Origin of the sequence: Mesorhizobium sp. B2-1-8, assembly GCF_006442545.2 — a bacterium.
GTDB lineage: Bacteria > Pseudomonadota > Alphaproteobacteria > Rhizobiales > Rhizobiaceae > Mesorhizobium.
The window spans coordinates 5,616,470-5,639,518 of the sequence record NZ_CP083952.1 but is presented as its reverse complement, the minus strand read 5'-3'; the positions used below and the strand labels follow the sequence as shown (position 1 = coordinate 5,639,518).

General features: G+C 64.6%; 23 protein-coding genes and 1 pseudogene. 9 read left to right on the top strand and 15 right to left on the bottom strand.

Annotated features, from left to right (window positions below; all coding sequences use genetic code 11):
• The first annotated feature begins 10 nt into the window (after nt 1–10).
• Nucleotides 11–667, top strand: coding sequence for a GntR family transcriptional regulator (locus FJ970_RS27770; protein WP_140757756.1), 657 nt, complete (start codon nt 11–13; stop codon nt 665–667).
• A gap of 16 nt (nt 668–683) precedes the next feature.
• Here the strand turns inward: FJ970_RS27770 and FJ970_RS27765 are convergent, their stop codons facing one another.
• Genes FJ970_RS27765 through FJ970_RS27745 form a run of 5 tightly spaced genes read right to left on the bottom strand, consistent with a single transcriptional unit; the run spans nt 684 to nt 5,407 of the window.
• Entirely contained in the window at nt 684–1,988 is a 1,305-nt protein-coding gene (locus tag FJ970_RS27765) for an NAD(P)/FAD-dependent oxidoreductase (protein ID WP_140757755.1), read from the bottom strand.
• Nucleotides 1,985–2,968 (bottom strand): branched-chain amino acid ABC transporter permease, encoded by a 984-nt coding sequence (locus FJ970_RS27760; RefSeq protein WP_181178427.1) that lies wholly within the window; start codon nt 2,966–2,968, stop codon nt 1,985–1,987. Before FJ970_RS27760 ends, FJ970_RS27765 begins: the two co-directional genes overlap by 4 nt.
• Nucleotides 2,965–3,873, bottom strand: a complete 909-nt coding sequence (locus tag FJ970_RS27755) for a branched-chain amino acid ABC transporter permease (protein ID WP_140757754.1) — start codon at nt 3,871–3,873, stop codon at nt 2,965–2,967. The genes FJ970_RS27760 and FJ970_RS27755 overlap by 4 nt, the downstream gene beginning before the upstream one ends.
• Entirely contained in the window at nt 3,870–4,610 is a 741-nt protein-coding gene (locus FJ970_RS27750) for an ABC transporter ATP-binding protein (protein ID WP_140757753.1), read from the bottom strand. The genes FJ970_RS27755 and FJ970_RS27750 overlap by 4 nt, the downstream gene beginning before the upstream one ends.
• Complete coding sequence (locus FJ970_RS27745) at nt 4,607–5,407, bottom strand: ABC transporter ATP-binding protein (RefSeq protein WP_140757752.1); 801 nt, start codon at nt 5,405–5,407, stop codon at nt 4,607–4,609. The genes FJ970_RS27750 and FJ970_RS27745 overlap by 4 nt, the downstream gene beginning before the upstream one ends.
• Before the next feature lie 127 nt (nt 5,408–5,534).
• On the opposite strand from FJ970_RS27745, the gene FJ970_RS27740 reads away from it, so the two are divergent.
• The 7 genes from FJ970_RS27740 (at nt 5,535) to FJ970_RS27710 (ending at nt 11,495) form a co-directional block, all read left to right on the top strand.
• Nucleotides 5,535–6,269, top strand: coding sequence for a GntR family transcriptional regulator (locus tag FJ970_RS27740; protein ID WP_140757751.1), 735 nt, complete (start codon nt 5,535–5,537; stop codon nt 6,267–6,269).
• The gene (locus FJ970_RS27735) at nt 6,266–6,748 is read left to right on the top strand and encodes a DUF3830 family protein (protein ID WP_140757750.1); all 483 of its coding nucleotides are present in this window, start codon (nt 6,266–6,268) and stop codon (nt 6,746–6,748) included. The genes FJ970_RS27740 and FJ970_RS27735 overlap by 4 nt, the downstream gene beginning before the upstream one ends.
• Before the next feature lies 1 nt (nt 6,749).
• Nucleotides 6,750–7,103, top strand: a complete 354-nt coding sequence (locus FJ970_RS27730; RefSeq protein ID WP_140757749.1) for a TIGR04076 family protein — start codon at nt 6,750–6,752, stop codon at nt 7,101–7,103.
• Nucleotides 7,100–8,155 (top strand): aldo/keto reductase, encoded by a 1,056-nt coding sequence (locus FJ970_RS27725; RefSeq protein ID WP_140757748.1) that lies wholly within the window; start codon nt 7,100–7,102, stop codon nt 8,153–8,155. The genes FJ970_RS27730 and FJ970_RS27725 overlap by 4 nt, the downstream gene beginning before the upstream one ends.
• Nucleotides 8,152–8,583, top strand: a complete 432-nt coding sequence (locus tag FJ970_RS27720; protein ID WP_140757747.1) for a DUF4440 domain-containing protein — start codon at nt 8,152–8,154, stop codon at nt 8,581–8,583. The genes FJ970_RS27725 and FJ970_RS27720 overlap by 4 nt, the downstream gene beginning before the upstream one ends.
• A 47-nt stretch (nt 8,584–8,630) precedes the next feature.
• Nucleotides 8,631–9,890, top strand: a complete 1,260-nt coding sequence (locus tag FJ970_RS27715; RefSeq protein WP_140757746.1) for an ABC transporter substrate-binding protein — start codon at nt 8,631–8,633, stop codon at nt 9,888–9,890.
• A gap of 210 nt (nt 9,891–10,100) precedes the next feature.
• A complete protein-coding gene (locus FJ970_RS27710; RefSeq protein WP_140757745.1) occupies nt 10,101–11,495 on the top strand; it encodes an FAD-binding oxidoreductase in 1,395 nt (464 codons plus the stop codon).
• 2 nt (nt 11,496–11,497) lie between these two features.
• Here the strand turns inward: FJ970_RS27710 and FJ970_RS27705 are convergent, their stop codons facing one another.
• The 8 genes from FJ970_RS27705 to FJ970_RS27670 form a co-directional block, all read right to left on the bottom strand.
• On the bottom strand, nt 11,498–12,298 hold the full coding sequence (locus tag FJ970_RS27705) for an ABC transporter permease (protein ID WP_140757744.1): 801 nt from the start codon (nt 12,296–12,298) through the stop codon (nt 11,498–11,500).
• A complete protein-coding gene (locus FJ970_RS27700; RefSeq protein ID WP_246682123.1) occupies nt 12,295–13,128 on the bottom strand; it encodes an ABC transporter permease in 834 nt (277 codons plus the stop codon). Before FJ970_RS27700 ends, FJ970_RS27705 begins: the two co-directional genes overlap by 4 nt.
• A 35-nt stretch (nt 13,129–13,163) precedes the next feature.
• A complete protein-coding gene (locus FJ970_RS27695; RefSeq protein ID WP_140757742.1) occupies nt 13,164–14,267 on the bottom strand; it encodes an ABC transporter ATP-binding protein in 1,104 nt (367 codons plus the stop codon).
• A gap of 76 nt (nt 14,268–14,343) precedes the next feature.
• The gene (locus tag FJ970_RS27690) at nt 14,344–15,369 is read right to left on the bottom strand and encodes an ABC transporter substrate-binding protein (protein WP_140757741.1); all 1,026 of its coding nucleotides are present in this window, start codon (nt 15,367–15,369) and stop codon (nt 14,344–14,346) included.
• A 53-nt stretch (nt 15,370–15,422) separates the two neighbouring features.
• Nucleotides 15,423–16,421 carry an AraD1 family protein gene (gene araD1 / locus FJ970_RS27685; RefSeq protein WP_140757740.1) on the bottom strand — a complete coding sequence of 333 codons (999 nt, stop codon included), beginning with the start codon at nt 16,419–16,421 and terminating at the stop codon, nt 15,423–15,425.
• Nucleotides 16,422–16,453: 32 nt separating this feature from the next.
• On the bottom strand, nt 16,454–17,233 hold the full coding sequence (locus FJ970_RS27680) for an SDR family NAD(P)-dependent oxidoreductase (RefSeq protein WP_140757739.1): 780 nt from the start codon (nt 17,231–17,233) through the stop codon (nt 16,454–16,456).
• 11 nt (nt 17,234–17,244) lie between these two features.
• The gene (locus FJ970_RS27675) at nt 17,245–18,972 is read right to left on the bottom strand and encodes an IlvD/Edd family dehydratase (RefSeq protein WP_140757738.1); all 1,728 of its coding nucleotides are present in this window, start codon (nt 18,970–18,972) and stop codon (nt 17,245–17,247) included.
• Nucleotides 18,969–19,760, bottom strand: coding sequence for a FadR/GntR family transcriptional regulator (locus tag FJ970_RS27670; RefSeq protein ID WP_181178425.1), 792 nt, complete (start codon nt 19,758–19,760; stop codon nt 18,969–18,971). The genes FJ970_RS27675 and FJ970_RS27670 overlap by 4 nt, the downstream gene beginning before the upstream one ends.
• A 60-nt stretch (nt 19,761–19,820) precedes the next feature.
• On the opposite strand from FJ970_RS27670, the gene FJ970_RS27665 reads away from it, so the two are divergent.
• Nucleotides 19,821–20,750: an aldose 1-epimerase gene (locus FJ970_RS27665; RefSeq protein WP_140757737.1), complete on the top strand. Its 930-nt coding sequence runs from the start codon at nt 19,821–19,823 to the stop codon at nt 20,748–20,750.
• 33 nt (nt 20,751–20,783) lie between these two features.
• Here the strand turns inward: FJ970_RS27665 and FJ970_RS27660 are convergent.
• Nucleotides 20,784–22,228: pseudogene (locus FJ970_RS27660) on the bottom strand (aldehyde dehydrogenase).
• Nucleotides 22,229–22,263: 35 nt separating this feature from the next.
• Nucleotides 22,264–23,049, bottom strand: coding sequence for a coniferyl-alcohol dehydrogenase (locus tag FJ970_RS27655; RefSeq protein ID WP_140757811.1), 786 nt, complete (start codon nt 23,047–23,049; stop codon nt 22,264–22,266).

Below are 23,049 nucleotides of genomic sequence, written 5' to 3'. Positions count from 1 at the left end.
GAGCAGGCGCATGCTGAAGCTCGAGCATCAAACCCTCAATGACCGCGCCTATGGCGCGCTCAAGCAGGAATTGATTTCAGGCGGGTTCAGTCCGGGCCAGACCCTGGTCATCCGCAAGCTCGCCGAAACCTTCGGCATTTCGACCACCCCGATCCGAGAGGCATTGCAAAGGCTGGTCGCCGAGCGGCTTCTGGAAATGCAGAACAACCGCTCGATCATCGTGCCCTTGCTGTCCGATTCCGCTTTCGAGGAACTGACGCGCATCCGCATCGCCGTCGAGGGGCTGGCGGGCGAGATGGCCGCCACGCGGATGAGTGAGCGCGCGCTGGTGGACATACAGGTCGCGCTCACCGGGATGCAGCGGGCCATCGAGGCGCAAGACGCCACGACCTATCTCTCCCTGAACGAGGCCTTCCATTTCGCTATCTATGAGCATGCCGGCGCGCCGATCCTCTTGAACATGATCCGCGATCTCTGGGGTCGGGTTGGACCCTATCTCAAGCTCCTGATGCGGGCTGATCGCTACATTCCGCAGTCCAACGACGCGCACCGAAGGATCGTCGCCGCGCTGGAACAACGCAACGGTCCAGCCGTTCGAGCTTCCCTCGAGCAGGACATCGCGGCGGCGGCCGCTATTCTCTCCGAGAATCTTCGCACGGCGCGCTGATCGCACGGCGGTGGGTCTATGCCGCGTGGTCCATCCGGTCACGCAGAATGCTCCAGCCATGCAGCATGTTGGGTGCGTGCCGCAACAGGGTATGGAATGGGATTGGCGCCGGCGGTGCAAAGGGCAGCGGCAAATCACGCGCTTCGGCTCCAGCGGCCCAGTCGGCCAGCACCTTGCCCATCGCCGTGGTCATGGCGATGCCGCGTCCATTGCAGGCGCGGCCGGCGATCAGCCCCGGGCCGAGGTCCAGGAGGTGCGGTAGGAAATCCGGCTCGACCGCCGCCATCCCCGACCAACTGTAGGCAAGCTGCGGCAAATCAGGCAGGTCGAGGTGGCTGGCAAGCCGCCGCCAGATTGTTTGCGGCACGCGCATATCGGCGCCGGCGCCGAGAATATGCATGCCGCCGCTGATCAGCCGGTTGTCGGCGTCGAAGCGAAAGGTGAAGAGATTGCGCCTGGTATCGCCGACGCCCTGTCCGCCAGGCAGCAAACGCGGGCGGATTTCGAGCGGTAGTGGCGCGGTCGCGATCTGGAAAACCTTGAGCGGAAAATAAGTCCGCTGCAGCAAAGGAATGAGCGACCCGCCATAGGCGTTGGTGGCGATCAGCACCCTGGCCGCGCGCACCGAGCCCGATGGCGTTTTCAGCGCCCAGCCATCGGCTATGCGATCGACCGACGTGACACGTGTCCGCTCGAAAATCCGCGCGCCGGCCTTTTCCGCCGCATCGGCCAGTCCGCGTGCATAGGCGACGGGATTGAGCACGCCGCCGGAGCGATCCATCCAGCCACCGACATAGCCGCGCACGCCGGTCAGCGCTTCGACCTCTCGCCGATCCAGGGTGACGACAGGCCGGCCACGCCGCGCCCACTGTCCCGCACGTGATTTGACCTTCTCCAGGGCGGCCGGCGAGTGCGCCGGCTGGATCCATCCGTTCTGCACCGCGTCGCAGTCGATGCCGTGCCGCCGGATCAGGCCGAAGACGAGGTCGGCACTGCCGGCGGCGAAATCGACCAGCCTTTGGCCGCGTTCGGAGCCGAGATGCGCGAGAATGCTATCGGGGTCCATCTTGGCGAAGTTCGGTACGACGAAACCCGCGTTCCGGCCGGTCGCGCCCCAGGCGATGATTTCGGCTTCGAGCACAGCGACCGAGATGCCTTTTTCCGCGGCGTGCAGCGCGGTCGACAGACCGGAAAATCCACCGCCGACGATGGCCAGATCGACATCGAGCCTGCCTTGCAGCGTCGGCCGTTCCCGGTGATCGCGGTTGATAGCATGCCAGAGCGAAGTGCCATTCGCACCCTGCCGGACCGGGGCATTCATGAGCCGGAACTGCTTTTGTCCGTAGCGATCCGCCTGCGCTTGCCAAAGCGCGGCCGCCGCGGCCTGTCGCCGAACAACCCGTTCGGCCTGACCAGAAGGATGACGCAAAGCATGACACCGATCGCGACGATCTGCAGCGAGGCGGCGCGCGCCTGCTGCTCGGGCGCAAACAGCACGCTGGTCAGCGTGCCCGACCCTGCCCAGATCGCCCAGACCAGTATGCTGCCGATGACGGCGCCAAGATTGCTACCCGAGCCGCCGACGATCAGCATCACCCAGACCTGAAAGGTCAGGATCGGCAGGTAATTGTCCGGCGCTATGAAGCCGGTGAAATGCGCCTGCAGTGCGCCGGCCAGGGCCATGATGGCGCCACCGACGGCAAAGGCCTGGACACGGTAGAAGCGCGCGCTCTTGCCGAGCGAAATCGCCGCCCGCTCGTCCTCGCGCAGCGCCTTCAGCACGCGGCCCCACGGGCTTCGCGACAGGTGTTCCAAGGCGAGATAGGCAATCAGCGTCACAGCGCAAACAATGGCCAGGCTCGACAGGTTGAACAGCAGCGGCGTCTCGGCGAGGCTGCCGAACGGACGCGGGATGAAGCCGATGCCGAATGGTCCGCCGGTCAGTTTCTGTGCGTTGAGTGCGACCAGTTGCACGACGACGGCAACGCCGAAGGTGGTGATCGCCAGATAGTCGGATCTAAGACGCAGCGTCGCCATGCCGGTAAGTGCCGCGGCAATACCGCCAACGACCATGGCGCCCGCCCAGCCGGCGAGGATGGGCAGGCCGAAGCCGCCAAGCCGCGCGGGGTCGTCCGGTGTCGTCAGCAGTGCCGAGGTGTAGGCGCCGATGGCAACAAAACCGGCGAGGCCGACATTGAACAGGCCGGTCAGGCCCCATTGCAGGTTGAGCCCGAGCGTGACCAGCGAGAAAATGAGCGCCGTGGTCAGGAAGAACGCGCCGTAGCCGATGAGATCGATCATCTTTCCCGAACTCCGAAAAGGCCGATCGGCCGCACGAACAGTACCGCCATGAGGATGATGAAGGAGACGGCGGCACGCCACTCGGCGCCAATCAGTTGCACCGCGCCGGCTTCGGCGAGCCCGATGATCAAGCCGCCGAGCACCGCCCCCGGGATGCTGCCGATGCCGCCCAAAATGGCGGCGGCGAACATGGGCAGCAGCATGTCGAAGCCCATGAACGGTCGGATCTGCACCAGGATGCCGATCATCACGCCCGCCACGCAGGCGAGCGCGCCGCCGATGATCCAGGTCACCCGCACCACGCTGGCAACGTCGATGCCGACGATGCGGGCCAGTGCCGCGTTCTGGCTCAAGGCCTGCATCGAGCGGCCGACTTGAGTACGCGTGATCAACAGATGCACGCCGAACACGAGTACGGCCGTCAGCAGCAGCAGGGCGATCTGGTCGGGTGTGATGCGGATGCCGAAGCCGACCGGCATGGCGATCTGGATCGCCCGGCTGAAATAGGTCGGCCGCGAGGTGAAGGTGAATTCGAGCAGGCTGCGTAGCGCCATCGAGGCGCCGAAACTCGCCATCACCACGATGATCGCCTGGCCCTGCGAGCGCAGCCGCGAGAACAACACCTTGTCGAGCAGCAGCGCCAACAAGGCGGTAAATGCCATGCCGACGATCAATGCAACGAGGAGCGGCCAGCCGAACGACAGCGGCGCGATCGGCGCGACCTTGCCGAATGTTGCGCCGATGGCGCTGACCATGGTCAGCGTCGCATAGGTGCCCCAGGCCATGAAGTCGCCATGCGCGAAGTTCGAGAAGCGCAGGATCGAATAGGTGAGCGTCACGCCGATGGCGCCGAGGCCGATCATCGAGCCCGTCAGCAATCCGTCGACGATAAATTGCAGGCTCATGCCGCGCCTCCCTGCTGAGGGCGCCGGCCGAGATAGAGTTCGGCCACGACCGGGTCGTTCCACAGTTCGGAGGCAATGCCCTCGTGCCGGTCCCTGCCCTCGACCAGCACATAAGCGCGGTCGCCGATGGCAAGTGCAGCCTTGGCGTTTTGCTCGACCAAAAGGATGGTGACTCCGGACTTGCGGATGCCGCCCAGCATCTCGAAAACCATCGCGACGAATTTCGGCGACAGGCCGGCCGACGGTTCGTCCAACACCAGCACCTTGGGATGGATGATCAGCGCCCGAGCGACCGCGAGCATCTGCCGCTGGCCGCCCGACAGATTGCCGGCGGCGGTGCGGCGCTGGCGGACGAGATCGGGAAAGGCGGCATACATCTCCTCGATGCGGCCGGGGATTTCGCGACGGTCGAGGATGCCGCAGGCAACCCTCAGATTGTCCTCGACCGACATCAGCGGAAAGATGTTCTCGGTCTGCGGCACGAAGGCGAGGCCAAGCCGCACCATGGTGTGCGCCGGTGCGGCGGTGATGTCCTTGCCGTCCAGCAATACCGTGCCGCCGGTGATCGGGATCAGGCCGGCGATCGCCTTGATGAAGCTCGACTTGCCGGCGCCATTGGGGCCGAGGACGACGACGATCTCACCCTTTTCTACGGTGATCGAGGCGCCGCGCACGATCGGTACGCCAGGTTCATAACCCGCTTCGAGATTGCGGATATCGAGGACGGTCTGGCTCACGCGGTGCCTCCGAGATAGGCCTCGATGACGCGCGGGTCCCGGGCGACTTCTTCCGCCGTGCCTTCGCTGAGCAACTGGCCACTCGCCATGACGAGGACGCGATGGCAGAGCCGCGTCACCATGTCGATATTGTGCTCGATCAGCAGGAAGGTGATGCCGTGCGCGTTGATGTCGCGGATGCGGTCGATGATGACTTCGAGCAGCGTCGCGTTGACGCCGGCCGCGGGTTCGTCGAGCAGGATGATCGCCGGGTCCGCCATCATGACGCGGGCAAGTTCGAGCAGCTTGCGCTGGCCGCCGGAAAGCACGCGCGCCGGCTCATGGGCGAGATGGCTGAGGGTGACGAGTTCCAGCAGTTCGAGTGCCTTTGTCCTGGCGGCTTTTTCCTGTGCCGCCACCCGCCACGGCGTGACGAAGTTGGCGAGCAGCCTTTCGCCGGCCTGGCCCTGTGCCGCCAGCATGATGTTTTCGATCAGCGTCAGATTGGGCAGCGGGCGCGGGATCTGGAAGGTGCGGCCGAGACCTCGACCGATACGCAGATGAGCGGCTTCGCCGGAGACTCGCACGCCGTTGAGAAGGATATCGCCACTGGTGGGCAGGATGCTGCCGGCGAGCAGGTCGAACATCGTCGTCTTGCCGGCGCCGTTCGGCCCGATCAGGCCAAGGATTTCGCCCGCTTTGACATCGAACGAGACATCGTTGACGGCGACAAGGCCGCCGAACCGCCTGACGACGTTGCGTGCCGTCAGAACCGGCGCACGGGTCTCCTTCCCCTGCCTTTCCGCTGCCTCGCTCATCAATCCCTCTGGTCGAAGACGATCATCGCCGCCTCCTGATTTTTGATTTGTGATCACACTTGCTTTGATCACGCTATTCGGCTTTAATTTCCTCCGCAAGCCGAAAACCCGCCGAGAACGGAATTCCATGCAAAAGGCTGCCATCGAAAAGAACAACGAGGCGATCGCGGCCCAGCTCGCGCCGGTCGGCCGTGAGACGGTGCAGGATCGCGTCTATTCCGAGCTGCGTCGCGCGCTGATCGGCGGTCTGTTCGAGCCGAGCCAGGTGCTGACCATCCGCGGTCTGGCCGACGCGCTGGTCACCTCGACCATGCCGGTGCGCGAGGCGCTTGGCCGGCTGATCACGGAAAAGGCGTTGGAGGCGCTGCCTAACCGTTCGGTGCGGGTGCCGCCAATCACGCTGGAACGCCTCGACGATCTCTTGCGGGCCCGCATCCTGATCGAGGGCGAGGCGATCGCGCTGGCCGCCGCCCGCATGGGGTCGCGCCAGATAGCCACCATCGAAACCATTCTCGGTGAATGGGACGAGATGCGGGCGCTGAAACACAAGAAGGATGTCGATCGCGAAGTGACGCTCAACCAGAGCTTTCACTTCGAGATCTATCGCTCCTGCGGCTCGGCCGTGCTGATCCCGATGATCGAGAGCCTGTGGCTGCAATCAGGTCCTTGCATCCGCGTCGCCATCTACGCCTTCTCGGAAGCCGGCGAGGTCGACACCGCCCAGTATCACCGGCGCATCGTCGAGGCGCTGGCCACGCAGGACGCGCGGGCGGCACGTGAAGCGCTTGCCGCCGACATCAGCCGGCCCTTCACCTTCCTGCGCAGCAAGCTGCAATCCGCCGCCGCGAGAGACCAGGCATGACCTCCATCAAGATCAGCGAGTCGCGCTCGAAACTTTCCGTCACGGCGCTGTTGCTGCCAGGGAAGGCACCGGAAAACGGCGCCTTTCTCACAGCCTATCTCGCCATGCCACGTGTCGTCCCCGCCATTCACGCCATGTGGACGGGACCTGAGATCTCCTGTCCTGTTCCTGCCTCCGATCTCGAGGGGCAGGCCTATGCCCAACCGCTGCCGGCGGAGAATGCGACACTGACGCCGCAGCCGGGCGACATCGTGTTGTCCTACGTGCCGCCGCGCATGTGGGGCGGCAATCCCAATGCCATCTTCGACATCGGCCTGTTCTACGGACAGGGCGCGCGGCTTCTGTTCCCGATCGGCTGGCTGGCCGGAAGCGTGGTGGCGCAGGTGAAGCCCGAGGAGCGCGATCAATTCGCGGCTGCCTGCTGCATCATCCGCCGCAACGGCGCCTGCGACATCACCTTCAGCCTGGTGGGGGCCTGAAATGGCTGACGACAGTTTCGAGCTCTTCGATCTCCGCGTCGAGGCGGTCATTCCCGAAGGCAAACCGATCTATTGCGGCGCCAAGGCCGGCGACTATTTCGAACTCAAGGGCGAGATGCTGTCGATGCCGGCGGGGCAGGGTTTTTCGATCTATTCGCTTGCAGCCGTGTTGCCGCTGCTGGCGGCAAAGCAGCGCCCGACCCACCCGAATGACTGGATGACCTCGGACGCCGAGATCGCCTGTCCCGATCCCAACTGCGCCAGCCGGCTGAGGATCGTCAGGACCGGCAAGCGGCGGTTCAGCCATGCCGAAACCACGGCCGTGCCGCTGCCGAAGGAGAATGACCTGACATGACCGCCAAGGCCTTCGAGCTCAGTCCTGGCTACACCATCTCGCGCGTCATACGCGGTGGCTGGCAACTCGCCGGCGGCCATGGCGCCATCGATCGCAGCCAGGCGGTGACCGATCTGATTGCCACCTTCGATGCCGGCATCTGGACCTATGACTGCGCCGATATCTACACCGGCGTCGAGGAGCTGATCGGCGCCGCGCGCCTGCGGCTCGCCAACGAGCGCGGCCTCGATGCAGCGGCCAAAATGAAGGTGCATACCAAACTGGTACCCGACCTTGAACGGCTCGCCACGATCAGCCGCGATTACATCAGGGGCATCGTCGACCAGTCGCTGCGCAGGCTGAAGACCGAGCGGCTCGACCTCGTGCAGTTCCACTGGTGGGACTATGCGCAGCCGCGCTATGTCGAGGCGATGGGTTGGCTCGACGAGCTTCGGCTCGAGGGCAAGCTGCGCAATCTCGGCACCACCAATTTCGACACGCCCCGGCTAGCCGAAATCCTGGCAGCCGGTGTCCCGCTGGTCAGCCAGCAGCTGCAATATTCGGTGCTCGACCAGCGCCCGGCGCACAGCCTCGCCGCACTTGCAGAGGAGAACGGCGTCAGCTTCCTCTGCTATGGTTCGGTGGCCGGCGGCTTCCTCAGCGACAAATGGCTCGGCGTGGCCGAACCCGCCATGCCGCTCGAAAACCGCTCGCTGGTCAAATACAAGCTGATCATCGACGATTTCGGCGGCTGGGACCCGTTCCAGCAACTGCTTCGCGCATTGAAGGCGGTCGGCGATCGCCACGGCGTCGACATCGCCACCATCGCCAGCGCCTGGGTGCTGGAGCAGCCGCAAGTGGCGGCGGTCATCGTCGGTGCCCGCAACCAGGCGCATGCGGTGGCCAACGCCAAAATTATGGACGTCGAACTCGATGCCGAAGACCGCGCAATCATCGCTGCCGTGATCGGGCAAAGCCAGGGGCCGCAGGGCGACGTCTACGCGCTGGAGCGCGACCGCGATGGCCGCCACGGCTCGATCATGCATTACAACCTCAATGCAGGCCGGACATGAGTGCCACCAGCGCGACGCTGTTTTCGCAGGCCAGCGCCGAAGTCGTCGACCTGCATCGCTTTTTCGTCGACTGGTTCGTCGCCGCGCGGGCCGACAAAGTGGATTTCGGCCGCCTCGAAGCCGTCATGGGCGAGGGCTTGACCATGATCACACCAGGCGGCCAGACCCTCGATCGCGATGCCGTGATCGACCATGTCCGCTCCAGCCGGGCCACCTGCGACGACGGCTTTGCTATCTCGATCGAGGACATCAAGCCCGGATGGCAGGATGGCAATACGATCGTCGTCCTCTATGTCGAGGCGCAGCTGCGCGCGGGCAAGCACAGCCGTCGCCAGTCGAGCGCGGTTTTCACCACCAGTTCATCGGCGCCCAACGGCGTCCAATGGCGGCATCTGCATGAAACCTGGCTGCAGGTGCCGGAACACTGAGACTTTCCAGACGTCAAATCAGTTCGTGTAACTCAAGGGGAACAACAATGAGAAAGACGATACTCCAACTCACCACCGCTCTTGCTCTCGTCACGATAGCCAGTGCTGCCCAGGCCGCCGATTGCAAGATCACCGTCGGCCTCGTCATGGAACTGACCGGCCCGGCCGGCGAATACGGCCAAGCCGGCGCCAAGTCGGTCGAGATGGCGTTCCGCGACATCAACGAAGCCGGCGGAGTGCGCGGCTGCGATCTCGTCACCGACACGCGCGACAGCCAGAGCCAGGGCAACATCGCGGTCGACGCCGCCACCCAGCTGGTTCAGGTCAAGAAAGTGCCTGTCATCATCGGTGGCATCATTTCCTCGGTGTCGATTCCGATCCTGACCTCTGTCACCGCGCCGGCCAAGATCGTCCAGGTCTCGCCGGCATCGTCTTCGCCGACGCTGACGACACTCGGCCGCGACGGCAAGACCAACGGCATCTTCTTCCGCACCATCACCTCGGACGCGCTGCAGGGCGTGGCCGCTGCCAAATACGCCGTCGACAAGGGCTTCAAGAAGCTGGCGATCATCCACGTCAACAACGACTTCGGCGTCAACATGGTGGCCGAATTCTCGCGTGCCTACAAAGCGCTCGGCGGTACCATCGTCTCCGACACGCCCTACAACGAGAAGCAATCGAGCTATGCCTCGGAAGTCACCGCGGCGATGGCCGGCGAGCCGGATGGGCTTTACCTAGTCAGCACGCCCGTCGACGGCGCGACCATCGCCCGCACCTGGATTTCGCAGGGCGGCGTGCAGAAATTCCTGCTCAATGACGGCATGAACAGCCCTGATTTCATCGAGTCGGTCGGTGCCGACTATCTGAAGGACGCCTATGGCACGTCGTCCGGCACCAGCCCGACCGCATCGACGGAGTATTTCACCAAGAACTACAAGGCGTTCTCCGGCATCGAACCGTCGAACCCGGCGGCCGACCGCTCCTATGATGCCGGCGCCATTGTCGGGCTCGCCATCGCGATTGCCGGCTCCGAGGATCCGGCCAAGATCAAGGACGCCATGTACAAGGCGGTCGACCCGGCCGGCACGCCGATCTATGCCGGCAAGGAAGAATTCGCCAAGGCGCTCGGCCTGATCAAGGATGGCAAGCCGATCCGCTATGAAGGCGTCATCGGTCCGGTCGCCTTCGACAAGTTTGGCGACATTACCGGCCCGTTCCGGCTGTGGAAGATCGTCGACGGCAAGGTGACCACCGATGGTGAAATGACCACCGACGACGTCAACGCGCTGCAGGCCAAGCTTCAGTAAACTGCGCGGCCCTTCCGGCATCAATCTCGGCTCTCGCGATTGATGCCGGCATCGCCTGGGCAGCCGATATCGCTTGCACTGAATGCGATCACGAATAGGATCGGCCGGCTGCAATTCAGGGATGGCGAGCGTGTTGGACAAGAATACTCATCGGGCCATCCGGTTGTTGGATGCTGACGATGCGCCTTGTCACGCAGGCGCCTGAGCCGGATGTCGCCTGAAACGACGCGACTTCTGTCCGCTCTTGGCGACAGGCTGGGCGTGGGCGGCGTGCTCGCCGGCTCCGACGTCGACCAGCGCTACCGCGATGATCCCGACGGCAAGTTCGGCACGCTTCCCGAAGCCGTGCTGCGCCCGCGCGACACCGATGGTGTCGCGGCAGCACTCGCCGCATGCGACGCTCTTCGCCAGCCGGTTGTCATCCAGGGCGGACGCACCGGACTGGCCGGTGGCGCGCGCGTCCAGCCGGGCGAGATCGTGCTGTCGCTGGAGCGCATGACCGGCCTTGGCGCGCCGGACCGGCAGGCCGCCACCATCGTCGCCGAAGCCGGCGCCACGCTGCAGGCGGTACAGGAGGCCGCCGACGGCGCCGGGCTGATGTTCGGCGTCGACATCGGCGCGCGGGGTTCCGCCACGGTGGGCGGCAACATCGCCACCAATGCCGGTGGCATCCGCGTGCTGCGCTACGGCATGTACCGGGCGCAGGTGCTGGGCTTGGAGGCCGTGATCGCCGATGGCAGCGTGCTGACGTCGCTCAAGGGCCTGCCAAAGGACAATTCCGGCTACGACCTCGGCCAGCTCTTCATCGGCGCGGAAGGGACGCTCGGCGTCGTCACCCGCGCCGCGCTCCGGCTGCATCCAAAGCCTGCGTCCGAAGTGAACGCCTTCTGCGCGCTGCCTTCGCTCGATGCGGCGATAGCCCTGCTGGGGCTGCTGCGGCACAAGCTCGGCCCGTTGTTATCGGCCTATGAGGTCAACTTCGCGCCGCTCTATGACGTCATGGTCGCCAGCATGGCCATGCCGGCGCCGTTGCCGGTTGGATCACCCGTCTATGTGCTGGCCGAAATCCAGGGCAGCGAGCCCGACCGCGACGGTGAGCGCTTCGCCGAGGTTCTGATGCAGGCGGTCGAGGACGGCGTCGTCGACGATGTGGTCGTCTCGCAATCGCCGCGCGAATTCCGCGCGCTCTGGGATGTGCGCGAAGACGCCAACCGCGTCCTGTTTTCGATGAAAGGTCTGATCAGCGTCGACATCAGCATCCCGTTGGCTCGTATGGCAACTTTCTTGCAAGAAGCGGACGCCGCCATTCATGCCGTCGATCCCGGGGCCGGCATCTATGTCTTCGGCCATCTCGGCGACGGCAACCTGCACTATCAGGTTCTGACCGAGGATCCGGCGGCGGCCTACGGCATCATCTATCGCGGTGTGGCGGCCGCCGGAGGCGGCGTGTCGGCCGAGCACGGCATCGGCCTCGACAAGAAGCACTGGCTGCATCTGGTGCGCAGCGACGCCGAAATCGCCACGATGCGGCGGCTGAAGGCCGCGCTCGATCCGAACAACATCCTCAACCCAGGTCGCGTCTTCGACCTCAGCCCATTGGCTTAAACTCAATTCCGTTCCGTCGCCATTTGCCTCGGGATCAGAAAACGGGCGGCAAGCACGCACAGCAGCACGGTGAACATCAGGATCAGCGCCACCAGCGCGTTGATGTCGGGCGAAAAGCCAAGACGCATCATCGCCCACAGCCTGACTGGCAGTGTGCTTTGCGTGCCGGTGACGAGGATGGTGATCATCGTCTCGTCGAACGACAGCGCGAAGGCCAGGATGGCGCCGCCGACCATGGCGCTCGACAGGTTCGGCAGGATGATGCGCCAGAAGGTCTGCCAGCCCGTTGCGCCGAGATCGTAGGATGCTTCGACCAGCGTGCGGCTCATCGACTGCAGCCGCATCAGCACGGTGCGATAGACGATCGCCAGCACGAACACCGTATGCCCGATGACGACCGTCAGCAGCGAGCGTTCGAGCCCGATCTCGCGGAAGAAGATCAGCAGCGCCAGGCCGCTGATGATCGGCGGCATCAGGAATGGCAGGAAGATGATGAACTGCAGGATCGAACGTCCCGAGCGGCGGCCGTGATAGTAGAGCGCCAGCAGCGTTCCGCTGACCACCGAGAGCACGACGGTGCAGAGCCCAACGATGAGCGTCGTACGCAGGGCGGCCAGGATGTCATGGTTCCCGGCCAGCGCCCGATAGGTCGAGAGGGTGGGCGACGACCAGTCGACATCGCCATGCGCAATGCTGAAGAACGACGAGACGATCGGCACGAACAGCGGGCTGTAGAGCAATACAGCGACCAGCGCCGTGATCGCGGCCAGGAAGATGGTGGACGGCCGGGGCAGCGCACTCATACCGATGTCCCCCGGCTGCGCCCGAACCGTTCGCCGACGAGAATGGCGGCGATCACCACGATCGCCAGCGCCACCGACAGCGCCGCGCCGAACGGCCAGTTATAGGCCGTGCCGAACTGGCTGTAGAGGATGCGGCCGAAGGTGAAGCCGCTGATCCCGCCGACCATCTGCGGCGTCAGGAAATCGCCGATCGCCAGCACGAAGACGAAGCTCGCCGCCGAGGCGACGCCGGGCAGGCTGAGCGGCAAGGTAATGCGCAGGAACGTCTGCAGGCTGCTGGCGCCAAGATCGTCCGAGGCGCGCAGCAAGGTCTGCGGGATCCGCTCCAGCGACAGGAAGATCGGCAGGATGGCAAACGGGATCAAAAGCAGGCTCAGCGTCAAAAGGATGGCGTTCATGTTGAACACGAAAAGCGTCGATGGCTGATCCAGGATGCCGAGCGCCACAAGTGCCTTGTTGAGGAAGCCGTTGAGGCCGAGAATGCTGCGGATCGCGTAGATCTTGATGACATAGCTCATCAGCAGCGGCACCAGGAGCAGCATCAGCAGGGCATAGCGCCAGCGCCCCTTCAGCGTCGTCAGGAAATAGGCGGCGGGATAGGCGAGCAGGATGCAGATGACCGCAACCGACACGCACAGCACGATGGTGTTCCAGAACACCGGCAGAAAGATTGGATCGGTGAAGAACCTGACATAGTTGCCGAGCGTCGGCGCATAGACGATCGTGCCCTGGTCGACGCTGAAGAAGCTGTAGACCAGGAAGATCGCCAGCGGCACGAGGACGAAGATCACCGGCAGGGCAAAGGCCAGCACTGTGACCAGCTGCGACAAGCGCCTTTCCGCGGAGTGTGTCAAACCCGCTCCGCTCACGCCAGCACCAGATGGCCTTCATGAGGCGCAAAGCAAAGCGAGACCGTCTCGCCTGACTTGAGCGCGCTGCCGTCGATCCGGCTCGGCACGCGCAACCGGAGGCGTTGCGGGGCATTGTCCGGCCCCGCCATGATCGTGGCGACCGTCGACGAGCCGGCAAAGGCCAGATCGGCAATGGTGCCGGAAAAGCGGTTGCCGCCGTCCGTGTCCTGCGCAAGGTGCAAGGCCTCGGGACGGAACGCTGCGAAGGCGCTGGCGCCGTCGGGGGCGGCCTTCAGATGCGGCTGGTCGCCGATCGAGCAGACCAGTTGTCCAAGCGCGGTCTCGATCGACCGTTGCTCGCCCTGCACGGGCCCGAGCCTTCCAGCCACCAGATTGTTCTCGCCGAAGAACCGCGCCACGAACTCGCAATTCGGCTTGTAGTAGAGCTCATGCGGCGTGCCAAGCTGGCGGATATGGCCGGCCTGCATGACGCAGATCCGATCGGCCATGCCGATGGCTTCTTCCTGGTCGTGGGTGACGAACAGGAAGGTGGTCTTGATCTCGCGCTGGATGGATTTCAGGAACTCCTGCATCTGCCGGCGCAACTCGAGATCGAGCGCGGCGAGCGGCTCGTCGAGCAGGATCAGGCGCGGCTGGCAGATGAGCGCCCGGGCGAGCGCGACGCGCTGGCGCTGGCCGCCCGAAAGCTGCGCCGGGAAGCGCTCGGCGAAACGCCCGAGCTGCACAAGCTCGAGGGCTTCTCCGACACGGCGCGCGATTTCCTTGCGCTTGAGATGGCGCACCGAAAGCCCATAGCCGACATTTCCGGAGACGGTCATATGCGGGAACAGAGCATAGTCCTGGAACACGGTGTTGAACGGCCGCCGGTTGATCGGCATGCGGCTGATGTCCTGGCCGTCCAGCCGGATTTCGCCCGAGCTCAACGGCTCCAGCCCGCCGATCAGCCGCAGGACCGTGCTCTTGCCCGAACCTGACGGTCCAAGAACGGTGAGGAACTCACCGTCCCGGATCGACAGGTCGATGTCGTGCAGCACGGGAACCGTGCCGTAGGATTTCGAGACGGACCGCAGCGTCAAGAGGTCGGTGTTCTGGCTCATGGAATATTCTCGCATACGCTTCGGCGGTCCGGAACGTCCGGACCGCCGGGTCCTTCGAGGTCAGGCGCGGAAGGGATCAGGGCGTCGCCTTGACCTCGTTCCACATGTCCGAACGCTTGAGCGGGTCTTCGACATTGTTGAGCCAGACCAGCTTGTCGTTGCCGCCGGCGCTGCCCGACTCGACCACGGTGTTGCCGAAGCCGGTGCGCTCGGAAAGCTCGCCACCGATCTTCTTCGTCAGCATGAAGTCGATCCACTTCTCGGCCGCCGCATTGTCGCGGACGCCCTTGGAGATCACCCAGTTGTCGAGCCAGGCAAGCGCGCCTTCGCTCGGGTTGACGTAGGCGACATGGGCGCCGATCTTCTGCAGCGCCTTGACCTGCTGCTGGCCGTAATTGGCCCAGATCAGCGCAACGTCATTGTTCTGGTAGATCTGCTGGGCCTCGTCGGCGGTGGTGTAGAAGCTCAGCACATTGCGCTTGAGTTCGACTAGCTTGGCCTTGACCGCCGCCATCTGCTCCTCATTGAGGTTGAACGGATCCTTGTAGCCGAGTGTCAGCGCGGTGAACGAGAAATTGTGCTCGCCATTGTCGTAGGCGAGGATCTTGCCCTTGTAGGCCGGATCCCACAGGACCGACATCGAGGTCGGCGCCGGCTTGACCTTGTCGGTGTCGTAGATCAGCCCGATGGAATCGAAGCAGAATGGAATGCCGTAGACCTTGCCGTCCTTGGTGTCGCCGCTGACCTGGGACAAATCGCGGAAGCGCGGCAGCACGTCCTTCTGGTTCGGCAGCTTGGTGATGTCGATCGGCGATACCAGATCGGCCTTGATGTAGCGCTGCAGCTGGGCGGTGTTGACGGCGAAGACGTCGAAGTCCTGACCTTCGCTGCCCTTGATCTTGGCCCAGATCTCGTCATCGCTGCCGATGAAGACGACATCGACGCCGATGCCGGTGGCGGCGGTGAAGTCCTTCACCCAGTCCGGGTCGGCGTAACCGTCCCAGGCCAGCACGCGCAGGTTCGCGGCGAGCGCCGCCGATGTCATCAGGCCGATACCGAGCCCGATCGTCGCTAGTCTCAAAAACGCTTTCTTCAGTCCCATTCTCAATCTCCCATTGTCGTTCTGGTGGACCGTAATTTCCGGGGCTTTTGCCATCACAGCTGGATGACGGCGACCAGCCCCTCGTCCGGCACCGACACCATCCGGTTGCGCAGCGGCTTGCCGAATGTCTGTGCCTGGATTTCAAACTCGTCGCCGGAAGCCGTCTTGACGCCGGAGGCGTAGCTCATCACCGCCGCGCCGAAGAAATAGGCGTGCAGGTCGCCCGCCCTGCGGTGCATCGGATAGCGGAAATGGAAATGTTCGAGATTGGCGATCGAGTGCGACATGTGCGCCTCGCCGGACAGGAACTCCTGTTCCCAGATAACAGTGCCGTCGCGCAGGATGCGGGAATGGCCGCGCACTTCTTCGGGCAGGTCGCCGATCAAAAGCTCCGGGCCGATCGAGCAGGAACGGAGTTTCGAGTGGGCGAGATAGAGGTAGTTCTCGGCCTCCGTCACATGGTCGGAATATTCGTTGCCCAGCGCGTAGCCGATGCGATAAGGGCGGCCATCCGGCCCATTGAGGTAAAGCCCGACGATCTCGGCCTCTTCTGCGCCGGCGCGTGCGAAGGCCGGCATGGGCAGATCGGCGCCGGGTGGCACGACACAGGTGCCTACACCCTTGAAGAACCACTCGGGCTGGATTCCGATCTTGCCGGCGCCGGGCTTGCCGCCTTCCAGGCCCATGCGGAAGATCTTCAGCGAATCCGATTCCTCGGCGTCCTCGCCATGGGTCAGCACATGCATCTTGTCGCGGGCGGCGGCACTTCCGGTGTGGGTGAGGCCGGTGCCGGTGACCAGGAACCGCGCCGGTTCCGGATGGTCGACAGGAGCGAGCACGCGGCCATCGCGCAGCAGTTCGCCATAGTCGACCGTGGCCGTACCCGTCCGCTTCTCGACCAGCGACGCGATGGACGCGCCATCGGCGATTGCCGCTTCGGCGAGTTCCAGTACCGTGCCGGTCTTGTCGAGCGGATGCAGGCGATTGCCGTCATCGGAGACGCGGCCGACCCGCCTGCCGCCATCGAGCGTTGTGTACTGAACAAGACGCATGAAATACCCTTTTTCCCTTGAGGCCGTACCGGTCACACCCAGCCCGCATCGACGATGAACTGCTGGCTCGTGCACATCAGGCTGTCGTCGGCGGCCAGGAACAGCGCCATGCGCGCTATGTCGGATGGCTGCAGCCGGTCGGGCAGGCACTGCCGCTCCGCGATCTGGCGTTCGCCGGCCGGGTTCAGCCACAGCCGCATCTGGCGCTCTGTCATGACCCAGCCAGGCACCATGCAGTTGACGCGGATGCGCTCGGGGCCGAGTTCGCGGGCCAGCGCCCGCGTCATGCCATAGACAGCGGCTTTCGCGGTGACATAGGCGGGACAATCGGGATCGCCGACCATCCAGGTGATGGAACCAAAATTGATGATCGAGCCGCCGCCATGCGCGCTCATCTGAGGGCGCACCGCCTGGGCCGCGAAGAACTGGTGGCGCAGATTGACCGCCATGCGGTCGTCCCAATAGGCCACCGTCACGTCCTTGGTCTGATGGCGGTCGTCATTGCCGGCATTGTTGCACAGCACCTGGATCGGACCGTTGTGCCGCATCGCCTCCACGGTCGCTGCCTGCAGATCTTCGACATTGCGCAGGTCGCAGGGAATGAACAGTGGGGCGGGATGCCCTTCGGCCGCGATCGCATCGACCAGGCGCCGTGAAGGCTCCTCGGCCAGATCGATGAAAGCGACGCGGCTGCCTTGCGCGCAGAAATGGCGCACCAGGCTTTCGCCGATGCCGCTGCCGCCACCGGTGATGAACACGCTGCGGCCCTGGAGGCTGGGGTAGGTCGCGTAGCTGCCGATCTGATCCGTCATCGCGCGCCTCTCTAGTGGGAATGCCGGGGTATGCCGGCATCGCGCCGGCCGACGAGAAAGTCGAAGTCGCAGCCCTTGTCGGCCTGCAGCACGCGCTCGACATAGAGGCTCTGGTAGCCGCCTTGCGGCGGCGCCGGCGGCTTCCAGTCGCGGCGGCGGATCGCCAGTTCCTCGTCCGAAACCAAAAGCTCCAGCCGGCGGCCGGCGACGTCGAGCTCGATGAGATCGCCGTCACGCACCAGGGCGAGCGTGCCCCCAGCCGCGGCCTCGGGCGCCACATGCAGCACCACCGTGCCGTAGGCGGTGCCGCTCATGCGCGCGTCCGAAATGCGCACCATGTCGGAGACGCCTTCTCTGAGCAGCTTGGCCGGCAGCGGCATGTTGCCGACCTCGGCCATCCCGGGATAACCGCGCGGTCCGCAGTTCTTCAGCACCATCACCGAGGAAGCATCGATATCCAGCTCCGGATCGTCAATGCGGGCGTAGTAATGCTCGATATTCTCGAACACGACGGCCTTGCCGCGATGCTGCATCAGCTCGGGCGTTGCCGCCGACGGCTTGATGACCGCGCCGTTGGGCGCCAGATTGCCGCGCAGGATCGAAATGCCGCCTTCCATGGTCAAGGGCTCGCTCAGCGGCCTGATGACTTCGCTGTTGTAGTTGGGCGCGCCGTCGATCAGTTCACCGATGGTCTTGGCGCTGACGGTCATGGCGTCGCGATGAAGAAGCCCCACTTCATCAAGCGACGCCATGACCGCAGCTAGCCCCCCGGCATAGTAGAAATCTTCCATCAGGAACCGCCCCGACGGCATCAGGTCGACAATGGTTGGAACGTCGCGGCCAAGGCGGTCCCAGTCATCGAGGCTGAGATCGACGCCGACGCGGTTGGCGATGGCGATCAGATGCAGCACCGCATTGGTCGAGCCGCCGATCGCGCCATTGACGCGGATGGCATTCTCGAAGGCTTGCTTGGTCAGGATCTGCGAAATCGTCACGTCGCGGCGGACAAGATCGACGATCTGCCGTCCGGCCAGCTGGGCAAGCACGCCGCGGCGCGAATCCACCGCCGGGATCGCTGCATTGTCCGGCATGCCGATGCCGAGCGCTTCCACCATGCTGGCCATGGTCGAAGCGGTGCCCATCGTCATGCAGCTGCCCGCCGACCGGCTCTGGCCTTGTTCGGCGGCGAGAAAGTCGGCGATCGGCATGCGGCCGGCCTTGACCTCCTCGGCGAATTTCCAGACATGCGTGCCCGAGCCGATATCCTGTCCACGGAACTTGCCGTTGAGCATGGGTCCGCCGGAGACGGCGATGGTCGGCAAGTTGCAGGAGGCAGCCCCCATCAGCAGCGCCGGCGTGGTCTTGTCGCAGCCGACCAGCAGGATGACGCCGTCGATCGGATTACCGCGGATGGATTCCTCGACATCCATGCTGGCCAGGTTGCGGAACAGCATGGCGGTGGGGCGCATGTTGCTTTCGCCAAGTGACATCACGGGGAATTCCAGCGGCAGGCCGCCGGCTTCGTAGACGCCACGCTTGACGTGGTCTGCCAGTGCCCGCAGATGCGCATTGCACGGGGTCAGTTCCGACCAGGTGTTGCAGATGCCGATCACCGGGCGGCCGTCGAAAGCATCTGCCGGAATGCCCTGGTTCTTCATCCAGCTGCGGTGCATGAAGGCGTTCTTGCCTTCACCGCCGAACCAGGCTTCGGACCGCAGTTTGCGTTTGGTCTCTGTCACGATTGCTGGCCCCGGCCGTTGCGGCGTTTGTTGCGGTTCTCGACGCTGCGGCGCACGTCGTCCTCGGCATTGTCGATGAGCACCAGCAGCGCCTTTTGCGCGCCCGCTGCATCACCGGCGGCGATCTTCTCGGCGACTTCCCGGTGCAGCGGCAAGGAGTGGCGCTGGCCCTCGGGATTGTCGTTGGAGAGGCGAAAGCTCATCACCAACGCGGTTTCGACCAGTGCCGCCAGCGAACCGATCAGCTCGTTGCCGGTCATGCGCAGGATGGTCTGGTGGAACACCAAATCGGGCTGGGCGAAGCGGTCGCCGTCATCGCTGACTGCTTCCATTTCGGCCAGTGCCGCATGGATCTCGGCGATCTGCGCCGGCGTGGCGCGCTGGGCGGCAAGGGCCGCCGACATTGGTTCGATGGCCCGGCGCAATTCGAACAGCGCCCGCACATCCTCGGCGCTGACACCGCCGGCGTAGCGCCATGACAGCACGTCCGGATCGAGGAAATTCCAATCGGCGCGCGGACGCACCCGTGTGCCGGTCTTCGGCCGCGATTCGACCAGCCCCTTGCCGGCCAGCACCTTGATCGCCTCGCGCAGCACCGTGCGGCTGACCCCCAGCATCTCACTGGAATCGTCGGCATTGGGCAGGGCCTCGCCGGGCAGGAAGTCACCTTGCACGATGCGCAGGCCGATCTGCTCGACGACGGTCGCGTGCAGCGCGGTGGAACCGCTGGAAACCGCCACGGCAACCCGTGACGTGCGCGCGGTGCTGAACGTTTTTCTATTCTTCATACTATTCATATGATATGTCTTATAGCCGTGACGGTTGGAGTCAAGGGATGGGGAGTGCCGATGGCAAAGAATTGCGCTGCCGTTGCCGTGCAACGCACGGAACTGGTCTCGATCAGTGACGGCGTCGCGACGGTCGAAATTGCGCCCGCCGCTGGTGGAGCTCTGGCGTCGTATCGGTGGTGGCGGGATGGCTCGGCCGTGGATTGGCTGCGCCCGGCCGGCCCAGCGGCGATCAGCCGTCGCGATGCCGGCGCCATGGCTAGCTTCCCGCTTGTGCCCTATTCCAACCGCATCAGGGATGGCCGCTTCGAATTCGCGGGGCGTTCCATTCAACTGCCGACAGGGCCGGACGATCCACATCATGAGCACGGCCATGGCTGGCGTCGTCCGTGGACGGTCGTGAGCCATGAAGCGAGCACGATCGTCCTGCGCTATCGCCACGCCGCTGATTCCTGGCCGTGGAGCTATGAAGCCGAGCAAGTGATCTCTTTGGCCGAAGGCAGGCTTTGCATGACCATTGCGGTGCGCAATTTGTCGGACGCGCCGATGCCGGCTGGCTTCGGCCTCCATCCCTATTTCCCGTCGACACCGTGGACGCATGTCCAGGCACGGGTATCAGGCATGTGGGAAACCGATACGGAGATCCTGCCCACCCGGCATGTCCCGCCACCCGTTGGGGCCGATCCATCCATCGGCTTTGACGTGTCGGAGGTGGACTTCGACACGGTCTTCACCGGATGGGCGCGCCGCGCCCGGATTTCTTGGCCCGAATACGGACGGCAGCTGGACATCGAGGCCGAGGCGCCGCTCGATTTCCTCGTCCTCTACACGCCGCCGGGCGAGCCGTTCTTTTGCGCCGAGCCGGTCAGCAACATCACTGATGCTTTCAACCGGATGGGCGACGAGGAGATCGACGCCGGCGGCATCGTACTGGCGCCTGGCCAGAAGCAATCCGCCAGCGTTCGTTTCACGCCGTCGCTGGTCATTTGACCTTCGCTGCCAGTCGTCCGAAGCGAAGCTGGTTCAGAACGGATAGTGCTGGCCCGGATCCTCGATCGTCACCCAGCGCAAATCGGTGAATTCGGCGATAGAGGCCTTGCCGCCGAAACGGCCATAGCCGGAGCCCTTGACGCCGCCAAACGGCATCTGTGCTTCATCTCCGACCGTCGGTCCGTTGATATGGCAGATGCCTGCCTGTATGCGGGCGGCGACCGCCATGGCACGTTTGATGTCGCGGCTGAACACCGCTGACGACAGGCCATATTCGGTGTCGTTGGCGACCCCCGCCGCTTCGTCCTCGCCCTTCACCCGGATCACCGGCTTGACCGGGCCGAAGGATTCTTCGGCGTAGACACGCATCGCTGGGGTGACGTGATCGAGAAGTGTCGCTTCGACCACGGTGCCCGTGCGCTTGCCGCCGGCGACAAGCTTCGCGCCTTTGGCCACCGCATCGGCAACGAGTTCTTCCATCTTGTCGGCCGCCTGGCTGCTGATCAGCGAGCCTAGCACGACATGCCCCCGCGGGTCGCCGGCTGGAAGCTGGGACGCGCGGGCGGCGAGCTTGGCGACGAATTCGTCGGCGATCTTCTCATCGACGATCAGCCGCTCTGTCGACATGCAGATCTGGCCCTGATGCATGAAGGCGCCGAAGGTGGCCGCGTTCACCGCGGCGTCGATGTCGGCATCGTCCAGCACCAGGAGCGGCGCCTTGCCGCCGAGTTCGAGCAGCGCCGGCTTCAGATGCCGGCCGGCAAGCTCGGCGATGATCCGGCCGACCTTGGTCGAGCCGGTGAAATTGACACGTTTGACCGAGGAATGCGCGACCAGTGCTTCGACGATTGCCGCGGCATCCCTGGGGTCGTTGGTGACGACATTGATGACGCCCTTGGGCAGGCCCGCCTCGACCAGCACCTGGCCGATCAGCCGATGCGTGCCCGGGCACATTTCGGAGGCCTTCAGCACCACCGTGTTGCCGCAGGCGATCGGCATCGCCACGGCACGCGTGCCGAGAATGACCGGCGCGTTCCAGGTGCGATGCCGAGGCACACACCGGCCGGCTGGCGGATCGCCATGGCGAGCGTGCCCGGCTTGTCGGAGGGGATGATCTCACCTGAAATCTGCGTCGTCATGGCGGCGGCCTCGCGCAGCATGTTGGCCGCCAGCATGACGTTGAAACCAGCCCAGGGTCCGGTGGCGCCGGTCTCTTCCATCATCAGCTTGGTGAATTCGCCGACCTTGGAGGCCATCACGTCGGCTGCCTTTGACAGCAAGGCGCGGCGTTCGCCGGGGCCGGTCTTCGACCATGCCGGGAAGGCGGCGGCCGCGGCTTCGACCGCGGCATTGGCGTCGGCCACGCTCGCCGCGGCGGCACGCGTCGCCAGTTTGCCGGTGAACGGGTCGATGCGGTCGTAGGAGGCCTTGCCTGTTGCCGCCTTTTCGTCGCCGTCGATCAGAAGTCCGATATCCATTGTTCTTTCCCTCGCTCTCGATGGAGCTTCACAGATTAGAAGCCGAGCACTTCGGCATTGATCGATGCTTCGAGGCCACCGTCAACCGGCACATTGGCGCCGTTGACCCAGCGCGCGCCATCCGAGCACAGGAACAGCACGACCGGCGCGATGTCACCCGATGTGCCGGCACGTCCGACCCGGGCGATGTCGCTGTCGACGCGGGCGTCGCCAAGCACGGTGCGGAATTGTTTCAGGATCGGCGTCTCGACCGGGCCGGGGCTGACCGCATTGACTCGGATGCCTCGGCGCTTGAACAGATCCTGATGCGCAGCGCGGAAGGTCCACAAGAGCAGCAGCTCCTTGGAAACGGGATAGCCTTCCTCGTTCTTCACGGCCTGGTCGGCGACCACTTTGGCGACATCGGGGAAACCCTCGATGGCGACCATCGAGGCGGCGCGGTTGAGATTGGCGCGCCAGCCATAGCCGGCGATCGAAGCGACGTTGACGATGGCGCCGCCTTCGCGAAGTTTTGGCGCAAGCGCTTCCGAGAGTGCCCGCAGCCCGAAGAAGTTGACGGCCAGCGTCGATGCCGCGCCGGTGTTGCCGGAGAGGCCGGCGACATTGCAGAGCGCGTCGATGCGTTGCGGCAGGCGCGCGATGAGGTCATCGACACCCGCCTTAGATGAAATGTCGGCCTTGACGAAACTGCCTATCGGTGCGGCCGGCTCGCGCACATCGATGCCGATCACATCGGCACCAAGCTGGCCGGCGAGTTCCGCCGTGCGTGCGCCGATGCCGGAGGCGACGCCGGTGATGAGGATGGTCTTGCCGAAAAGCAT

Coding starts and splice junctions, on each gene's coding strand:
- FJ970_RS27770 (WP_140757756.1), top strand. CDS start 11: ATGCTGAAGCTCGAGCATCAAACCCTCAATGACCGCGCCTATGGCGCG.
- FJ970_RS27765 (WP_140757755.1), bottom strand. CDS start 1,988: ATGAATGCCCCGGTCCGGCAGGGTGCGAATGGCACTTCGCTCTGGCAT.
- FJ970_RS27760 (WP_181178427.1), bottom strand. CDS start 2,968: ATGATCGATCTCATCGGCTACGGCGCGTTCTTCCTGACCACGGCGCTC.
- FJ970_RS27755 (WP_140757754.1), bottom strand. CDS start 3,873: ATGAGCCTGCAATTTATCGTCGACGGATTGCTGACGGGCTCGATGATC.
- FJ970_RS27745 (WP_140757752.1), bottom strand. CDS start 5,407: ATGAGCGAGGCAGCGGAAAGGCAGGGGAAGGAGACCCGTGCGCCGGTT.
- FJ970_RS27740 (WP_140757751.1), top strand. CDS start 5,535: ATGCAAAAGGCTGCCATCGAAAAGAACAACGAGGCGATCGCGGCCCAG.
- FJ970_RS27735 (WP_140757750.1), top strand. CDS start 6,266: ATGACCTCCATCAAGATCAGCGAGTCGCGCTCGAAACTTTCCGTCACG.
- FJ970_RS27730 (WP_140757749.1), top strand. CDS start 6,750: ATGGCTGACGACAGTTTCGAGCTCTTCGATCTCCGCGTCGAGGCGGTC.
- FJ970_RS27725 (WP_140757748.1), top strand. CDS start 7,100: ATGACCGCCAAGGCCTTCGAGCTCAGTCCTGGCTACACCATCTCGCGC.
- FJ970_RS27720 (WP_140757747.1), top strand. CDS start 8,152: ATGAGTGCCACCAGCGCGACGCTGTTTTCGCAGGCCAGCGCCGAAGTC.
- FJ970_RS27715 (WP_140757746.1), top strand. CDS start 8,631: ATGAGAAAGACGATACTCCAACTCACCACCGCTCTTGCTCTCGTCACG.
- FJ970_RS27710 (WP_140757745.1), top strand. CDS start 10,101: ATGTCGCCTGAAACGACGCGACTTCTGTCCGCTCTTGGCGACAGGCTG.
- FJ970_RS27705 (WP_140757744.1), bottom strand. CDS start 12,298: ATGAGTGCGCTGCCCCGGCCGTCCACCATCTTCCTGGCCGCGATCACG.
- FJ970_RS27695 (WP_140757742.1), bottom strand. CDS start 14,267: ATGAGCCAGAACACCGACCTCTTGACGCTGCGGTCCGTCTCGAAATCC.
- FJ970_RS27690 (WP_140757741.1), bottom strand. CDS start 15,369: ATGGGACTGAAGAAAGCGTTTTTGAGACTAGCGACGATCGGGCTCGGT.
- araD1 (WP_140757740.1), bottom strand. CDS start 16,421: ATGCGTCTTGTTCAGTACACAACGCTCGATGGCGGCAGGCGGGTCGGC.
- FJ970_RS27680 (WP_140757739.1), bottom strand. CDS start 17,233: ATGACGGATCAGATCGGCAGCTACGCGACCTACCCCAGCCTCCAGGGC.
- FJ970_RS27670 (WP_181178425.1), bottom strand. CDS start 19,760: ATGAAGAATAGAAAAACGTTCAGCACCGCGCGCACGTCACGGGTTGCC.
- FJ970_RS27665 (WP_140757737.1), top strand. CDS start 19,821: ATGGCAAAGAATTGCGCTGCCGTTGCCGTGCAACGCACGGAACTGGTC.
- FJ970_RS27655 (WP_140757811.1), bottom strand. CDS start 23,049: ATGCTTTTCGGCAAGACCATCCTCATCACCGGCGTCGCCTCCGGCATC.